Annotated in this window: 12 protein-coding genes and 3 pseudogenes; 11 read left to right on the top strand and 4 right to left on the bottom strand. The window is 65.7% G+C overall.

The window, feature by feature from the left end; all coding sequences use genetic code 11:
• Positions 1–233: 233 nt before the first annotated feature.
• From G6N44_RS28565 to G6N44_RS28580, 4 genes are all read left to right on the top strand, one after another.
• A complete protein-coding gene (locus G6N44_RS28565) occupies positions 234–1,244 on the top strand; it encodes a sensor domain-containing protein (protein ID WP_081285417.1) in 1,011 nt (336 codons plus the stop codon).
• 100 nt (positions 1,245–1,344) lie between these two features.
• Complete coding sequence (locus tag G6N44_RS28570) at positions 1,345–2,310, top strand: sensor domain-containing protein (RefSeq protein ID WP_064915425.1); 966 nt, start codon at positions 1,345–1,347, stop codon at positions 2,308–2,310.
• A gap of 232 nt (positions 2,311–2,542) precedes the next feature.
• Positions 2,543–3,787 carry a sensor domain-containing protein gene (locus tag G6N44_RS29750; protein WP_163670648.1) on the top strand — a complete coding sequence of 415 codons (1,245 nt, stop codon included), beginning with the start codon at positions 2,543–2,545 and terminating at the stop codon, positions 3,785–3,787.
• Between the two features lie 405 nt (positions 3,788–4,192).
• Entirely contained in the window at positions 4,193–4,930 is a 738-nt protein-coding gene (locus tag G6N44_RS28580; RefSeq protein ID WP_064915326.1) for a sensor domain-containing protein, read from the top strand.
• A 20-nt stretch (positions 4,931–4,950) separates the two neighbouring features.
• On the opposite strand, the gene G6N44_RS28585 is transcribed toward G6N44_RS28580, so the two are convergent.
• From G6N44_RS28585 to G6N44_RS28595, 3 genes are all read right to left on the bottom strand, one after another.
• Positions 4,951–5,475: an SUKH-4 family immunity protein gene (locus G6N44_RS28585; RefSeq protein WP_131813257.1), complete on the bottom strand. Its 525-nt coding sequence runs from the start codon at positions 5,473–5,475 to the stop codon at positions 4,951–4,953.
• Between the two features lie 181 nt (positions 5,476–5,656).
• Positions 5,657–7,720, bottom strand: a complete 2,064-nt coding sequence (locus G6N44_RS28590) for a serine/threonine-protein kinase (RefSeq protein WP_163670650.1) — start codon at positions 7,718–7,720, stop codon at positions 5,657–5,659.
• Positions 7,721–7,760: 40 nt separating this feature from the next.
• Entirely contained in the window at positions 7,761–8,912 is a 1,152-nt protein-coding gene (locus G6N44_RS28595; RefSeq protein WP_131813242.1) for a DUF7373 family lipoprotein, read from the bottom strand.
• Positions 8,913–9,058: 146 nt separating this feature from the next.
• Between G6N44_RS28595 and G6N44_RS28600 the strand changes: the two genes are divergently transcribed.
• From G6N44_RS28600 to G6N44_RS28620, 7 genes and pseudogenes are all read left to right on the top strand, one after another.
• A complete protein-coding gene (locus G6N44_RS28600; protein WP_074412559.1) occupies positions 9,059–9,751 on the top strand; it encodes a type IV toxin-antitoxin system AbiEi family antitoxin domain-containing protein in 693 nt (230 codons plus the stop codon).
• Between the two features lie 121 nt (positions 9,752–9,872).
• Positions 9,873–10,082, top strand: a pseudogene (locus tag G6N44_RS29945) (FHA domain-containing protein); the annotation flags it as partial.
• Positions 10,083–10,364: 282 nt separating this feature from the next.
• A pseudogene (locus G6N44_RS29950) lies at positions 10,365–12,509 on the top strand (ATP-binding cassette domain-containing protein); the annotation flags it as partial.
• A gap of 201 nt (positions 12,510–12,710) precedes the next feature.
• Positions 12,711–13,256: pseudogene (locus G6N44_RS29955) on the top strand (sensor domain-containing protein); the annotation flags it as partial.
• A gap of 186 nt (positions 13,257–13,442) precedes the next feature.
• Positions 13,443–14,165 carry an LppX_LprAFG lipoprotein gene (locus G6N44_RS28610; protein WP_064915274.1) on the top strand — a complete coding sequence of 241 codons (723 nt, stop codon included), beginning with the start codon at positions 13,443–13,445 and terminating at the stop codon, positions 14,163–14,165.
• A gap of 59 nt (positions 14,166–14,224) precedes the next feature.
• Complete coding sequence (locus tag G6N44_RS28615; RefSeq protein WP_064915275.1) at positions 14,225–14,593, top strand: DUF4189 domain-containing protein; 369 nt, start codon at positions 14,225–14,227, stop codon at positions 14,591–14,593.
• A gap of 140 nt (positions 14,594–14,733) precedes the next feature.
• Positions 14,734–16,125: a MinD/ParA family ATP-binding protein gene (locus tag G6N44_RS28620; RefSeq protein WP_081285398.1), complete on the top strand. Its 1,392-nt coding sequence runs from the start codon at positions 14,734–14,736 to the stop codon at positions 16,123–16,125.
• 52 nt (positions 16,126–16,177) lie between these two features.
• Here G6N44_RS28620 and G6N44_RS28625 read toward each other — a convergent pair whose 3' ends face one another.
• Positions 16,178–16,510 carry a DUF732 domain-containing protein gene (locus G6N44_RS28625; protein WP_064915277.1) on the bottom strand — a complete coding sequence of 111 codons (333 nt, stop codon included), beginning with the start codon at positions 16,508–16,510 and terminating at the stop codon, positions 16,178–16,180.
• Positions 16,511–16,549: the final 39 nt, after the last annotated feature.

Raw genomic sequence — 16,549 nt, forward strand, 5'->3', positions numbered from 1 at the left:
TGCTGCGTGACGGGGCCGCAATGAACGGCCGCCAGAACAGAGGCCACAGGCTCCACCCGCCACGCATGCGGCAGCATTTCAAACTGTTGCACTGCTACGGTTTGAGCGTTATAGTCCTAGCAACGCTTCGGTTACAGGATGGAATTGCTTCGATTACCGGGTCCCGTGGCGTAGCACGAGGAGCCTGGGTCCACCTGGCGCTTCAGCCCCACTGTCTTGCCAGAGAGGACACCATGGACACACGATTCCAGGCCGGCGCCGGCCACGGCGAAGAGGCCACCGTCCAGGTTCAACAGATGCCACGCCCTCAGGCCGCTCAGGCCGGATACTCCGCCTACCAGCACCCCTCGGCTGGCACACTGCCGCATTCGGCACCCGCTCCCCACCCTCCCCACCCGGGTGTCGCGCCCTGGCAACAGCCCACTGCGGGCGCCTGGAGCGCACCTGCACCTGGCAACGGATACCCGCAAGCTCCGGGTCAGCCGCCCGGGGGCCGCGGATCGGCCAAATGGTGGGGCGTGGCCATCGGGGTCCTGGTCCTGATCGTGGCAGTCCTGGTGGGCTGGATGGCGATCCCGTTCGGCAAGGACAAAGAGCCCAGCTCCCAGGATCAGACGCCGGCCCAGACTGCCGAGGATCCCGCGGCCGAGCCGGTGAAGGTGACCGCGTTGACCGGGTTGCTCTTGAGCCCGACCGAGGCCGCCTCGGCTATCGGTGTGCCGACCATGGGCCCCAGCAAGGACACCGGCTTGCGTGTGCTTGAACGGATGGGAGCGGGCTCGGCGATCGACCAGGAGTGCATGATCATGTGGCCCGGGTCGTTGGCAGGCTACGAGGGCAGCGGATACACCGCTGTCAGGCGCCAGTACCTGACGAGCCCGGAAAACGGCACCAAACTGGGCCAGACCGTGGTGTCATTCAACGACGCGGCCGCCGCTGAAAACTACATTGCTGCAGCCAAACCCAAGCTGAACAAGTGCGCCAACCGCAATGTCAACTACCGTCCCATCGACGAGCCGAACGCGCCGAACAGGTATTGGTCGGTCGGCGCAGTCAACGAATCCAACGGGGTCTTGAGCGTGTCCCAGGTCCAAGAAGGCGCCGACGGCTGGGTATGCCAGCGAGCGTTGGCGTCACGCAACAACATCGTGATCGACTTCTTCGTATGCGGTGACAACTTGGCGCCGTCGGTAGTGACCCCGGTCGCCGACAAGATCGGGGAAAAGGTACAGGCCGAGGAGTGAGGCGACCTGATCGGGCCTGCAGCGGGCACGCCTCCCAGCCGTGCAGCGAACTTTCGGCCTTCCTGATCGAGATGATCACCGAGCGAACAGAGGACCAGAGATGACCGGCCGCGGTGGATATGACCACTCCGAGGATTCCGAGCAGACCCTCCAGTACGGGCAGGTGTACCAGCAACACCCGAATTGGACGGCCCCGCCGTCGCCAGGGGCACCTCAGGCCCTATCCCAGCAGCAGACGCCGCGGTGGCAGGCGACGGCTACACCGTGGCCGCCGGCCTCCTCTCCTGCGGCGCCGCCGGCGCCCAGGCGCGGTGGTCGTGGCGCCTGGCTGGGAGCCGGCGCCGCCATCATCCTGGCTGTCGCCGCGGTGGCCATGGTGGTCATCCAGATGCGCGGCGACGACCAGTCAAACCCTGCAGCGCCCGCGGCGGCACCAAACTCGACTCCGGCCGGCGCCGACCAGCAGTCCACATCGGCCCCCGCGCCTGCTGCTGCGGCGGTCAGCTCGCAGGATCTACCCGCATTGCTGCCCAACGCGACCGAGCTGTCCGACATGCTCCTGCTGGGCACGCTGTCACTGGTCAACGACGCCGCTCTGCCCTATGGCGATACCAGCGACCAGGAAGATTGCGGCGGCGTCGCGGCGCCGGGACTGCACCAGGGATACGACGGGTCGGGCTACACGGCAATGCGGGTTCAAGACCTCTACGACGGAACACCGGACACCTTCTCCGTTTCGGTCAGCCAGGCCGTGGCGACCTTTCCCGATGACCAGAAGGCCCAGGAGTTCGTGCGCACGGAATCGGGCCGCTGGGCTCAGTGCAAGTACAAGGCGGTCACCTTGCGCTACCCGGGGGTTGCCGACAAGGTGTGGCAAATTCGCAATCCCAGTTTCACCAACGGCGTCCTCACCGTTTCGATGAGCGGTTTTCCTGGCGGTGGCTGCCAGCACACACTGACCTCTGCGCGCAACGTGGCCATCGACGTGCGGATCTGCACCGACAGAGGCAGCGCGCAGGCTCCACAATTGGCTGCCAAAATCGCCGAGCGGGTCCCTGCGGCCTAGTCGGCGGCACGGATCGAGATCGGGTGGTGTTCGATATCACCATGCTGGGATATGACCAGTCACGGGGGCACGGTAGTCGAGCACCCTGGCTACCTTTCACCGGGTCGGTACGTCCCGGGAGGGAGCAGGCCAGCCAGGCGCGGATGCATGCCGCGGCGCACGACCACATCAGTCTTGGTGAGCACTCTCACCACATTTTCAATGAAGTTCTAGGGGAAGGCTTTTCAACGCAATGAGCAAGCACGACGGCGACAACCAGCCAGAGGATATGACGGTCGATTGGCCAGCCCGCCAACGTGAGCAGACCCCGCCGACGGCCAGCCCAGACGAAGAACGCACCACCGTGCTGCGCAATACCCCACCCCCGCCCGCCGGCGGCTACTCATCACCCACCCCGCCTCCTCCCCCACCCTCGACCGGCTATGCGCCGCCCACTGCCCCGGCCGGCGGATACGGGAGCCCGGCAAGTGGCTACACGCCCCTGCCCCCCGCACCAGGGACTCCGACCGTGGCCGCTCCGGCGGCACCCTGGCAAAGCCCGCCCCCGCCCGCTACACCGGGGCAAGGGTGGCCCCCGGCTGGCCCCGGTGGCGGGTACCCACCGGCGCCCCCGACTGGCGGGTACCCAGGTGCTCCGGAGCCCTCCGGTCCGCGACGTGGCGGCATCCCCAAGCTCGGGATCGCGTTGGGCGCTGTCGCAGCGATCGCCATCCTGGCAATCGGCACGGTTGCGTTCCTGCGGATCAACGACGGCGAGTCCACGCCCAGTGACACCACGACGACGGCAGCCGCGGCCACCACCACCCCGGCAGGTGAGCAGTCGCCCACCTCGTCGCAGACCACCTCACCCACCGACACTCCTGCCCCCACCGGTGGCGCAGGCGCCGGCGGGTTGGTCGATCCGGCGAACCTGTCCAAGCTCTTGCTCACCGCTGACGTGGTCAGTACCCGAATGAGCAGCCCCGGAATGACGCCGGGCGATCTGTCGACCAAGCCCGTTTCCGGCGTGAGTGTGGATCCGCCGGGATGCACCGGCGTGTTCACCCCTGCCCATACCATGGTCTACGGCGGCGAGGCAGGGTTCGCCGCGCAAGCAGTTTTCGATCCCAACAAGGGGCCGCACACGGTGATTCAGGCGGTCGCGTCGTTCGAAACTGCCGAGCTGGCCAGGCAGTTCTTTGACCGCCAGGCCGACGATTGGGCCAAATGCAAATTCACGACGCTCACCATTTCAAGTCCGGAGAGCTCGGACACCAACACCGTCAAGACCAGCGCGGTCAACAACGACGAATCTGATCCTGATGCACCGATGCTGCAGACGTTGATGATTCAGGACGCACCCAAGAAGATGTGCGGGCGCAACATGACGGTTCGGGCCAATGTGGTGATCGATGTTCGAGCGTGCTCGGACAACCCCGGCAGCGCGGCGTTCACCATGGTGCGTGACATCGGAGAAAAGATCACCGGCAAGCGCTAACAAGCACCCCGATCCCAGCCGTGACCGGCAGCACGGCTGGGATCGGGTTCCCACCGACAGCCGAAACTGACTGGGCACTTGTGGCGCCACGGCCGGCATCCCTGCCACTGCGACTACGCCCACATTGCACGCTCAAGGCGATAGAGGACAGATTCCATGACAGGCAACAGCGGCTACGGATCGGAGCCGAGCGAAGACGCCACGGTGATACGCCCGCAGGTGCCCCGCCCGGGAGCCCCGACTCATGGGGCCGACTCGAGCGCACCCTGGGCCGGCGCCGGGCAGCCCACACCGCCGTGGCAACAGCCTGGTGGCACACCGGGGTGGCCTAGTGTCACTCCCCCACCACCTCCGCCAGCGCCGGCGCCACAGTCGCGGCGTAGCCCCGCCCTGTTGGTTGCCTGCGTGGCAGTCGCAGTCCTGGTGGCGGCCGCCGCGGTCCTGGTCTACAACCAGTTCAGCGGTTCGTCGACGAGCACCCCATCGACCGCTGAGCCCTCCGAGGGCGCACCAGCAGAGCCGACCCCCAGCTCCACCACCGCGGCCCCAAGCCCCGAGGAGCAGACCGTGAATCCCTCCACGATCAAGAATCTGCTGCTGAGCACCGACAAGCTCAACCACATGCTCTACACCCAGGGGCTGGCCGTTGCCGAGGAAGGTAATAACGCCGGCGATGACGCACAGCCGGCGAACTGCGTCGGCGTGTATGGGCCACTGGAAAAAGGGTCCTACGAGGGATCGGGCTACTCCGCCAGCATCGTTCAGGTCATTGAGCATGCCGATGGGCAGCCGCGTGAGCGCAAGGCCGTAATGCAAGGCGTGGCGGCATTTCCCGGAAGCGCCGGGGCCAAGCAGTTCTTCGACGCTGAGACAGCGCGATGGAATCAGTGTGCCCACTCGGACGTCTCCGTCGGCACAACCGCGGGCCAGACGTTGGTCATGCGGGTGTTCGGAGTGGAATCCGCCAAAGGCATGACCACGATCGAGTGGGTGCGCATGGGTGGGACCGGCTGGGGCTGTGGCCGCGGCTTACAGGTGCAGCGCAACGTGGTCATCGACGTACGGGTGTGCGACTACGCCGGATCTCCGCTGCGCATAGACGAACTCGTCGACGCGATCGCCAAGCGCGTGACTTCGAAGTAGTTGGCGCGGTCAGGCCGCCGTTACAGGTGGGTGACGCCGTTCAGCGGCCAGCCGCCTTCCTCGCGCCGGCTCGCCCATTCGATATGGTCGCGGACCCGTCGGGTGAGTTGATCTGAGGGCGTGACACGCAGGGTCTGCTTGTCGATGGTCAACACGCGAGTCGCGGGGCCACGGTCTGGGCGGCGGACAGCGAGAACCGTCAAGTGGTAGTCGACCGAGTGTTCGTCTTCCCGGGAACGCTGCAGCGTGATCTCCCACCGATATGGGTAGACCTGGCGGCCGGGCAACCGCTCGCCGTTGCGTTTGGCTTTCGAATATCGTTCGGTCACCGTGTTCATTGGCAAGCTCGACTGCATTGTCACGATTTTGGTGTCGGAGTCGATTATCAGGCTCGCCGCACCGAGGCCCCGTCCCATGTTCTCGTGCGGTGGCAGCCCTTCCTTGCAGATCCATCCGCCTTCGAACCTATGGACGTCAAACGGTACGCCCCAATAGATCTGGGACAAATAGGCTCTGACCTGTTCCTCGGTTTCAAGGTCAGGCATCGAGGGCTCCTCAAGGAGTTCGATCGGCAGGTTGACCAGCTGGGCGGGGCCGAATCGGTGCGTTAGCTGGCCATCGCTTCCCCCCGGGGCCTTCGTTGCCCTGGTCCAGCGATCACCAACCCGGGATGTTTGTCTGCGGGCTTGTCTTCGTTATACGTCTCGTGTTGCGTTGTGTGTGAATCTATTTGATCTGCCGGGCGAGGTCTGGAACCAGGTTCCCGTTCAAGAAATCAGTAGCCAAAACTCCCCCTGGTTCAGCCAACGCGGCGACGGTGTCTGGATTGTCAACGATCACCATTGTTCCGAGGTAGGACTTGAATTCGTTGGGCAAACCACCGAACCCACCACCACCTGCGGCGGCGTCGCTGCGAATCACGAGTAGTACATCGGTTTTGATCCTGAATACCGCGCTGGTCTCAGGCATTGGCCGAGTAGCGCCGGTATCGGTCGGCTTGCGGCGCAGGTCGTCGTTGTAGCGGAAGCCAAGGCCTTCGAGGTAGTCAGCGGCGTTTGAGGGAGTGAGCATCTCGGCGACACCGCCGTCCGAGACGGTCACTGCTTCAATTGATTTCCCATTAAATGCTGGGTTCTGGTTCTTCAAGTCGGTCTGCTGATCGCTCACCGACTTGATTTTCTCCTCAGCCGCGCCTTCTCGGCCCAGGATTCGTCCCACCCACTTTAGTTGGGTTTGCCAGTTCCATTCTCCGCTCTGGCTGGGGCGGGCGATGGTGGGGGCAATGGTCGAGAGCCGTTGATAGGTGGCGTCATCGATATCGCTGGTGGCGATGATGACGTCGGGCTTGGCGGCGGCGATCGCTGCGGTGTCGACGAAGCTGACCACGGTCGCGTTGCCGAGCTTGTCCTCCAGCCAGCTGGGCACCTTGCCGTTGGGCGCGGTGATCGCCACCGGTGTGAGGCCCAGTGCCAACACGGCATCGGCGTCGCCGGCTCCCAGGGCTGCCACCGCGCTCGGTGCCGCTTTGAGCTCGGTGGATCCGTGGGAATGGTCAAACGTTTGCGGTTGGTAGTCCGGTTGCCCACTGCCGGTCAGAAAGTAGGTCGTGGACGCAGCGACCAGCAGAATGACCGCGGCCGCAGCACCAATGATGCTCCACCGCTTCTTGTTGCTCCGACCTTTGGTTGGCGGTGCTGACCGGGCGGGTGGGGCGGGCGGCCCGGGGGCCACCCGTGCGTGCTGTCCTGCTGCGGGCGGTCCCGGGTACTGGCCAGCAACGGCAGTGCGGGCATGGGGGCCGCTGTCGAAATTGGTCGGGTAGGTCAAGGCGGCAGACCCTGTGGGTGGCCCCGGAGGGTAGGGCGGGGCCGCGTGCGAGGGGCCCGGCGGCTGCGATGAGGTCGACCACTGCTGGGTGCCGCTTGCCCGCGGTCGTTGTACGGGGGTGGTGGCCTCACCGTTGAGAGCTGCGGCGGCCGCCGCGGCCAGTTCGCTCGCGGTCCGGAAACGGGCCGAGGGGTCTTTGGCCATGGCGATCGCCACCACGGTGTCGAGTGCCGCCGGAAGGTGCGGTGCTTCGTCGGTGACTCGGGGCGGGGGCTTTGACAGGTGACCGGCAGCGACGGCGGCCATGCCTCCAGAAGCACTGGAAAACGGTGTCTTTCCGGTCAGCAGCCGAAACAATGAGCATCCCAGCGCATAGATGTCGGCGCGATGGTCCACGCCTTCGCCGCTGAGCGTTTCGGGGGCGGCGTAGGCCACCGAGGCCATCACCATCCCGGTTTGCGTCAACCCGACCGCTTCGTCGACGGCACGAGCAATGCCGAAGTCAGCCAGGAAAATTCGTTCGTCGTTCTCGGCGAGCAGGAAGTTGGCGGGCTTAACGTCGCGGTGCAAGATGTTGCGGCGGTGCGCGAAATCGAGGGCCTTGGCCACCTCGGTGATGATGTGCACCGCCCGGGCCGGGGTCATCTTCTTGTCGCGCAGTTCCTTGTCCGCATCGGTGCCGGCGACGTACTGCATCGCGATCCACAGTTGACCATCGTCGGTCTTGCCCCTGTCGTAGACCCCCACGATGTTGGGATGGTCGAGGGAGGCAGCCAGGTCGGCTTCCCGGAGGAATCGGGTACGGAACTGTTCGTCTTGGGACAGTTCAGCGCTGAGCACCTTGAGAGCGTCGCTGCGCGGAAGGGTGCGGTGCCTGGCCCGGTACACCGTGCCCATGCCACCGGCCCCGAGGACACTTTCGATGGTGTAGCCGGCGACCACCTCGCCGACGTTGAGAGCCATTGCCGCTCAATCCCTTTCTATTGCCTGGTCCGCATCATCGTCATTTCGCCAGTGCCATGAGGTACTGCGCGGCCAGCTGTTGGTGAGCGTCGCGCAACTGGGTGGCGTTGGACTCGATGGCGTAGCGCCCGGCGGCCGCTGTGCAGTAGAAGCTGCCCGACGGTATCTGCAAACAGCGTGACCCGGGCAGGTGCTCAACTGGGTCGGCGGGTCGGCTGACCGCGGCGGTCTCGTCGATGAACGCCGCCGCGATCCGGGTCGCCCCGGCATCATCTTTGGTCTGGTAGAGGGTGGTCATCCCTCGGACCATCGTGTCCATTCCAGTTTCGTTGAACAGCGGCGCCGAGGTCACCGGGTTGGACTGGAAGTGCAATGTTCCGTGTTGCCCGAAGGTGGCGTTTTGCACGATCGTGGCCGATTTGTCCGGCACCGGCAAGGTGCGCGCCAGCAGGCCAGTCGGATCCCTCGGGAGGTCAGCGAACTTTTCGGGGTCGGTGGGCTGGAACTGATCGATCAGCGGAGCCTGCAGATCTAATGTCTTGGCGATCAATTCGAGGGCGGGGTCCAGCCCGTCGGTGGATTCGGCCTGTTGCAGCAACACGTAGGGTCCGTGCGCAGTGACCCCCTGCGCCACCGACCAGCGTCGGTCCGAATCCGTGTCGACGAAAACGTGGCTGACACCCGACGTTTCAGGATGGCGTGGGATTGCCGTGGTCTCGATCGGTGGGGTGGCGACCTTGGACTCCAGTGCTGCGCGCGCCAACACCTCGGCTGCAGCATTCGCTGCTTCCGGTGTGCGGTACCGCAATACGGAGTTGATGACGATCTTGCTGCCGTGGACAGAGCGGGCAGTGACAAAACCGTTGACGAAGTCCGGTCCGCCGATGGCTTGCACGATTTCGCTGGAGAAGGTGTTCTTCAGCGGCTGCGCGTTCCGAAGGACCATGGCGCCGAAGCCGTAGCCCTCGATCAGGGCGGGGTCGACCTCCCAGGGGCCAGTGACGAAGTCGGCCATCCGCTGACCTTCGATGATCGCCCCGTTGACCCCTGAGGTGCCCAGCGGTGGGCGTGGCTTAGTTGGGTAATTGCCCACGTCAAGCAGCGCTGGATCAGCAGCCCCGGCTGCCGGTGCCCCGGTCTCCTTGGACGCCGACCCGTCGACCACACTGTTGCATCCCGCGGTGACAATCACCGCGCACAGCGCCATGACAAACGCCCGTGGTGCTGACGCACCACGCCCCCGTAACCCTCGAATCCTGCGCAGCATCCCCGCAAAAGTACCGCCTCGACCAGGATTCACAACAGCGAAGTACCCACATTTGGGTACATTCTGTGATTATGCGCAGCAAAGAGGCCGAAGCTGCGTTGGCGATCCGGGCGGCTGACCAGTGGGGATTGTTTACCACCGGACAAGCGCGCCGCCTCGGTCTCACGCAGAAACGCCTCACCCAACTCACCGCGGCCGGCCGGATCAGTCATGCCGAGGCGCGCGGGGTGTACCGGTTCGCCGGCACCCCGACTGAAGCGACCCACGAAGCGCTGCGCGTGCATTGGTTGGCGCTCAACGCCAGCAGATTTGCTTCCGAACGCGTGCAATCTCTGCGCGATGGAACACCCGATGCGGTGGTATCGCACATGTCGGCGGCCGCGGTCGTCTATCAACTGGCCCGGGCCAAGTCCCCACTGCTCGACTACACGGTGGCCGCGCCCAGACGCACCACGATCCAGTACGTCCAGCTGCACACCGCCACCGCTGCCGTCGAATGGGATTGCGTCGACGGGCTGCCGGTGACCACTGTCACCCGCACCATCGTCGACCTGTTTCAAACCGGCACCGCCACCACCGTTCTGGGCGGCATCATCACCACCGCCCTGCAGCGCGCCATGGCCGATGTCCGCGCCATCAGCCAGGCCCTCGACCCGTTGACCGACGGCGCCGGCCGCGACACGGTGATGGCGGCACTGACCGCGGCGGGCGCGCCTGACACTCTTGCCGAAGGCAATCGACTGTTGTTCAGCGGGCGGCGATGAACCGGCCGTTCGTGTGTTCCGACGAGTTGACGTGTGACCAACCCCCGAAAGGACCCAGTCCATGGTGACCCCTGCGCCCCGATCCTCGGCCGCACCGTTGACGGTATGGCTGGGCTCGAAGATGTACACCTTCGCGCCCGGCCGTGAAGTGACGATCGGACGAAGCGAGCAGGCCGACATTCGCGTTGAGGCCCCTGGGAAGCAGGCCATCTCACGCATCCACGCCGTGCTGAGCGCTCAGGGCCCGGAGTGGGTCGTCATCGACAAGAGCAGAAACGGGATCTACCTCAACGGTGGAACGCGGGCGGCGAACGTGGTGGTCAACGACGACACGGCGGTGGCACTCGGCGCACCCGAAGGGCCCCGCCTGACGTTTCGGGTGACCAGCCAGCAGATTCCGGCCGCCCGGTCGGTGCCGCCACCGCCACCGCCACCGGCGCGGCCTACCGGACCTGCCGCGCCAGCACGGGGCCCGCAACAGCCCGGGCCGGCGCCGCTGGCCGGCGGACCGCGACCGCCTCAGCCTCCCGGGCCGCCCCACGGTGGACCACAAGTGGGCCCGCCGCCGCGCGCACCCATGCCCTCCGCCGCGCCGCAGTCGCCGCCGGGATATCCGGCTGCTCCACCGCCGACGCACGCACCGATGGCGCCCCGGCCAACAGGTGGTCCTGTTCCTCATGCCGGGTATGCGACACCGCCGCGGCCGCCGGCGCCGTCGTACGACCAGGTCCCGGCCGCGCACCGCACCGTTCAGCCGGAACCTGAACCGGATCTGGTGGGCCGTCTGACCGGAGTGGTCAAGAAGGCATTGCCGGCGCGCCCGGCTACGGCTGCCCCTCCAGGGGCGCGCACCGTCGGCCGTTCGGCCAGCAGCGATGTCGTGGTCGACGACGCGCTGGCATCGCGCGTCCATGCGTTCCTGGTACAAGGACCCGCGGGCATCGAGATCCGCGATAACGCTTCGAGCAACGGCATTTTCGTCAACGGCAACCGCGTCGCCGGGGCCCTGCTCGCACCTGGCGATGTGGTCACGATCGGCAACACCGACCTCAGTTTTACCGGCGCCACGCTGGTTCCGCGCCAAGCCAGCCCACAAACCGGTGGTCTGCAGGCCTCCCAGATCGGGTTGAACATCGACGGGCATCAGCTGCTCAGCAACGTGTCGATCGCGGCACGGCCGGGCACCCTCACCGCGGTGATCGGACCGTCGGGGGCAGGTAAGTCAACGTTCAGCAGAATTCTGTCTGGCGCCAACGTGCCCAGCTCCGGCGTGGTGACCTTCGACGGACACAACGTGCATGCCGAATATGCCTCGTTGCGTTCGCGTATCGGCATGGTGCCGCAAGACGACGTCGTGCATCGCCAGCTCACTGTGCAGCGGGCGTTGAGCTACGCCGCCGAACTGAGGCTTCCGCCAGACACCAGCCGCAAGGATCGGCGCGCGGTCGTTGATCGTGTTCTTTCTGAGCTGGAGCTCACCGAGCATCGCGACAAGCGCGTCGACACATTGTCTGGTGGGCAGCGAAAACGAGTGTCCGTTGCCATGGAGTTGCTGACCGGGCCTTCGCTGCTGATCCTCGACGAGCCCACCTCGGGTCTCGATAAAGCCCTAGACCGACAGGTGATGGCGATGCTGCGGCGGCTGGCCGACGCGGGCCGCGTGGTCATCGTTGTCACTCACTCGCTGGATTACCTCGATGTCTGCGATGAGATTTTGCTGCTGGCACCGGGTGGCAAGACCGCGTACTACGGGCCCCCGGCGGCGATCGCTCGAACGATGGGGACCGGCAACTCCTCGACCATTGGCCCCAACGACTGGGCTGACATCTACACGTGGGTCGCCAACGATCCTGATGGGGCGCACCGGTTCTATCTGTCGAAGAACCCCGCGGCCAACCAGCCACCGCCACCAGCTGCCCCGCCAGGGCCGCTGGGCGAGCCGGCGCACACCAGCCGGCTACGCCAGATTCTGACGCTGGCCCGTCGCCAGGTGCGCCTGATCTTTGCCGACCGCGGCTATTTCGTGTTCCTGGCGGTGTTGCCATTCATCCTGGGCGCGCTGTCCTTGGCGGTGCCCGGCGATGTCGGGTTGGGCAAGGCCGACGTCGGAGGTGATGCCCCCAGCGAGCCGAATCAGTTGCTGATCTTGCTCAACATCGCCGCGGTGTTCATGGGCACCGCGCTGACGATCCGTGACCTGGTCGGCGAGCGTCCGATCTTCCGTCGGGAGCAGGCCGTCGGGCTGTTCGCCGGCACCTACATGACCGCCAAGATCGTCATCTACAGCGTCGCTGCGGCACTGCAAGTCGCAGTCTTGACCGCCATCGTGGTGGCCGGCAAGGGCGGACCCACCCAAGGTGCGGTACTGCTGGGCAATCCGGTCGCCGAGCTCTACGTGTCACTGGCACTGACCGCGATCGTCTCGGCCATCGTCGGGTTGGCGTTGTCGTCGCTGGCACGCACCAACGAGTGGATCCTGCCAATGTTGGTCGTGATGATCATGCTGGCGATCGTGTTCTCCGGCGGCATGATTCCGGTGACCGGACGCGTGGGACTCGACCAGGCGTCGTGGCTGCTACCCGCCCGGTGGGGTTTTGCCGCGTCAGCATCGACCATCGACCTGTTGGCAGTGGCCCCGCTGATGACCTCCGATGACGTTCTGTGGCGCCACCAACCGATGTGGTGGCTGCTCGACATGGGCATGCTGCTGGTCCTCGGCTTGGCCGCGATCGCGGTGGTCCGGTGGCGGCTGCGGCTGCCGGCGCACACCGGCGCGGCCGGCAGCGGGCAAAGCGGGATGCCCGGATGGGTCATCGGGGGCGGTGCGCTGCTGCTGATCGCGGCTCTGATCGCCGGACTGACCGTGGTGACCCGCGACAGCGGCACCCGTAGCGCCAGCCCCATGGCCGGCGCACCTGCCCAAGGCCCGGCACCAGATCAGAAGCCGGTCGACGCCGCCGCGTTGCCGGGGCTGCTGCTGGCCGCAGGCGAGGTCGCCGATGTGATGGGGGTCCCGGGACTTTCGTCGGCGACACCGGTCACGGTGGGCAAACCGCGCGCCAATACCGCCACTCCTGCCGAGTGCACCGGCGTCGTCGATCCGGCCAACCAGGTCACCTACCGTGACGCGAATTTCACCGGATTGGCCGGGCAGCTGCTGACCGATACCAGTGATCCGAAGACCACGGTGGAGCAGTTCGTCGTCAGCTTCGTCAACGCCGAGGACGCCGCACGCTTCCACGATGCCCAGAACACCGCGTGGATGAGCTGCGCGTCCACCACGGTGACGTTGACAGTGGGCTCGGAGCCGGCTCGCGAGATCGCCGTAGGAGCCCTGGAGTCCCCCGAGGGCCAGATCGCAGTAGAGCTCAAGGAGACCGACCGGGTCTGCCAGCGGTCACTGTCCAGTGACTCCAACGTCGTCATCGACGTCAAGACCTGCACGGCCGCCGGCGGCCAGCAAGCCCAAGCCATCGCATCCAAGATCGCCGAGCGCATCGGCTAGCCGGAGGTGCTGCGGTTCGGGGACTCATCTATAGCACCTCGTTCCCGGATTGCATTGCACCAAATCCAGCGAAAACTGGTGCACTTGATCCCTGCCAGTGTTAGCTACGCTAAGCGGGAAGTTGAGCGCACCAAGCAGTACGCCCACAGCACCATCATTGCTGTGAACCAACAGAAGGGGAAATATATGAAGGTCGGGATCCGTGCCGCCGTAGCGGCAACCGTTGCGGCAGCGCTGATGCTCACAGCATGTGGGACCGATTCCAAGGAATCCGGTCCCGCCGGTGAGGGCAGCGGCGGCGACGCTGCCGCGCTGGTGCAGCAATCTGCCGACGCGATGAAGCAGGTCACCGGCCTGCACCTGGAACTCACCGCCGAAGGCAAGGTTCCCAACCTCAAGGTGTCCAAGGTCGTTGGCGACATCTCGACCAAGCCCGCACCGGTGGCCACCGGATCGGCCAACGTCGAGGTCAGCCGCGACAACACCGTCGACGCCAAGCTCATTTTCGTTGACGGACACCTGTACTCCGACGTGGCAGAGCCCGGCGTGTGGACCGACTACGGCGAGGGCAGCGCCGCCCTTTACAACCCGACGCGACTGCTGGACCCGAACATGGGCCTGGCCACCTTGCTGTCGAATCTGAAAGACACCAAGAACGAAGGCACCGAAGACGTCGGCGGGGTCAAGGCCACCAAGGTCACCGGTACCTCCACATCCAAGGACGTCCTCGTGCTGGCCGGCTCCAACGTGGCACCCGAAAAGTCGGTGGACCTGCCGGTGACCGTCTGGATCGCCAACGACGACCCGCACCGCCTGCTCAAGGCGCAGATGAACGCCACCGACGACGCGACGGTGACGCTGACGCTGTCTGACTTCAACAAGCAGGTCACCGCAACCAAGCCCGTCTAGCCGTCCCCTACCCACATTCTTCGGGCCGCCATCACCGGCCCTCCAGAAAGGAATCCATCATGAAGGTCAATGTTCGTCGCCACGGCGCCGCGGTCGCTGTCGCCGGTGTGACCGTGTCAGCAGCCATCGTCGGTACGCCGGCAGCCAACGCCGCCCTGTACTACGGATCCATCGCCTACGCCCCCAACGGCTCCTACGGCCGAGCATGGGACTACCCCACTCGCGAGGACGCCATCACCAACGCGATCTACGCGTGCGGCTGGACCTCATGCAAGACGCTGACCACATTCACCGAATGCGGTGCAGTGGCCGAGAACTCCGAGCGCTTCCAGGGCGGTTCTGGCCGCACCCTCATCGAGGCCCAGAACGCCGCCCTCGCCCAGCTGCGCGGCGGCGGTGGCTGGATCGCCACCTGGGCATGCAATTAGCCTCTGAGTAACACCTTGAGGGGTACGCGCCGGGCGGGCCAGCATAGGTCCCGCCCGGCGCGGTCTTTTTGGCAGCGCCGCCAGGGCGCTTCCTCCACGGGGTTCACGACAGCGCTGTCCGACGACCTGAAAGGTTCGAGATGTCCTCTGCCAATGGCGATCAGCCAGCCGACTCGACCAACGACCCCACCCCACCACAACCGCAGGCCGCTACTCCGTCGCAAGGAGGTCGGCGCCGTGCCCCCGAACTCAATACTGCCGCCGACCAAACGCTTGTCATGCCGATGCTGGGTCCCCTTGCCGACAGCACCGCCGCCAGAGCCACTACCGAACCGCCGGCCGACAACGATCGATTATTCACCGAGCCGAACGGCTGGCCCTCCCGCATCAATGACAGTGACTCACTGTGGCAATCCCACCTATTCCCGCCGATGCCCAGTCCCGGACTGATGCCCTCGGCCGAGGACTACGAGATCACCCCGACCAGCCGGCATGCCAGCGGGCAGTATCTGCAACCCGCCGCACCAGCCCAACCGCAGGGCCCGCCAGCACCCGCACTACCGCCGCCACCACAGCAGCAGCCCACCGTCGGTGTCAACGACGGTGTTCTGCCCAGTGTCGTGCTAGCGACTCCGCCGCGTGCCGTCCTACCTCCGACGCAGGGATGGCGCCGGGTCCTGCACTCAGTGGCCAAGATCAACCTCGGCCCCTCCCGAGATGAGCTGCACGAACGTGATCTTCACGCGCGAATTCGTCGCGCGGCGCGCGACTCCTACCAGATCGGTGTCCTGGGCCTCAAAGGCGGCGCCGGCCGGACCGCGGTGACGATCGCGCTCGGATCGCTCCTCAGCCACGTTCGAGGTGACCGGATCCTCAGCGTCGATGCCGACCCGCACGCCGGAAATCTCGGCGATCGCACACCGCGCCAATCCGAGGCGACCGTTTCTGAGCTGCTGTCGGATCCCGAATTGGTGCGTTACAACGCAATTCGCAGCTACACGCAGATGAACACCGCGAACTTGGAGGTATTGGCCTCCCCGGACTACAGCCGGATGGCCCGGCCTTTCAACGGAAAAGACTGGCATCGCACCGTTGAGGCGGCCGCTCCCTACTACAACCTGATCCTCTCCGACTGCGGGAATAGCTTTTTCGACGACACCACGCAGGCTGTACTGGCCTCCGGAGCCAGCGTCGTGGTGGTTGCCAATGCGTCGTTTGACGGTGTGAAGCAAGCCGCGAGTGCACTCGAATGGTTGCGCAATAACAACTTTCAGGACGTACTCGGTCGCGCGTGCCTGGTGATCAACCACGTCACCCGGGACAAGCCGAATGTCGACTTGGACGTTGTCATTGACCAGTTCGGCCGTCACCTGTCACCACACCGGGTGATCGAGTTGCCGTGGGATAGACACATCGCCCACGATCCTGAGATTCGGCTGGAATCGCTCGGACGTACCTACCGGCGCAGGATCACCGAACTCGCCGCCGCCTTGTCCGACGACTTCAGCATCCGCCACGAGCCCAGACACTGAGAAACCGCGGGCCTGACCCGGCCCACCCGGGTCGGACCCGCCGGCGGGAGGCTCAGCCGGGCGCCTGCGTGCACAAAGTGCCGCGCGCAGCGCCGAGTGCCGCCGACGCCTGATCCGGTGAAGCACCGTATTGCGCTGCCGCCGCGTTGATCACGGCCTGGGCGGACTGCCCCGTGTACAGGCCGCGGCACATTTGGCGGCCAGCAAGCAGCCTTTGGTCATCGTCTCCCGGGAAAACGCCTCTGGTGGCATTGAGGTAGTTGATCTCGTCGGAAGTCAGCGGGATCGGCCAGGCCGCGGCGGGGCCAGCCGCAGCCCCCAACACCGCTCCGCAGGCCAGCGCCGCGGCGCCGACGATCCGCGCGCATCGAGTTGCTGTAGTCATCGCTTCCCCCTTGTGAGACTGCGCCTGGTCGGCGCATTC

It is taken from the genome of Mycolicibacterium alvei, assembly GCF_010727325.1.
Classification (GTDB): Bacteria; Actinomycetota; Actinomycetes; order Mycobacteriales; family Mycobacteriaceae; genus Mycobacterium; species Mycobacterium alvei.

What these genes read in the sequence shown, in the direction of transcription:
- G6N44_RS28610 (WP_064915274.1), top strand. Translation starts at nt 13,443, where the DNA reads ATGAAGGTCGGGATCCGTGCCGCCGTAGCGGCAACCGTTGCGGCAGCG.
- G6N44_RS28570 (WP_064915425.1), top strand. Translation starts at nt 1,345, where the DNA reads ATGACCGGCCGCGGTGGATATGACCACTCCGAGGATTCCGAGCAGACC.
- G6N44_RS28620 (WP_081285398.1), top strand. Translation starts at nt 14,734, where the DNA reads ATGTCCTCTGCCAATGGCGATCAGCCAGCCGACTCGACCAACGACCCC.
- G6N44_RS29750 (WP_163670648.1), top strand. Translation starts at nt 2,543, where the DNA reads ATGAGCAAGCACGACGGCGACAACCAGCCAGAGGATATGACGGTCGAT.
- G6N44_RS28565 (WP_081285417.1), top strand. Translation starts at nt 234, where the DNA reads ATGGACACACGATTCCAGGCCGGCGCCGGCCACGGCGAAGAGGCCACC.
- G6N44_RS28615 (WP_064915275.1), top strand. Translation starts at nt 14,225, where the DNA reads ATGAAGGTCAATGTTCGTCGCCACGGCGCCGCGGTCGCTGTCGCCGGT.
- G6N44_RS28590 (WP_163670650.1), bottom strand. Translation starts at nt 7,720, where the DNA reads ATGGCTCTCAACGTCGGCGAGGTGGTCGCCGGCTACACCATCGAAAGT.
- G6N44_RS28600 (WP_074412559.1), top strand. Translation starts at nt 9,059, where the DNA reads ATGCGCAGCAAAGAGGCCGAAGCTGCGTTGGCGATCCGGGCGGCTGAC.
- G6N44_RS28585 (WP_131813257.1), bottom strand. Translation starts at nt 5,475, where the DNA reads ATGCCTGACCTTGAAACCGAGGAACAGGTCAGAGCCTATTTGTCCCAG.
- G6N44_RS28625 (WP_064915277.1), bottom strand. Translation starts at nt 16,510, where the DNA reads ATGACTACAGCAACTCGATGCGCGCGGATCGTCGGCGCCGCGGCGCTG.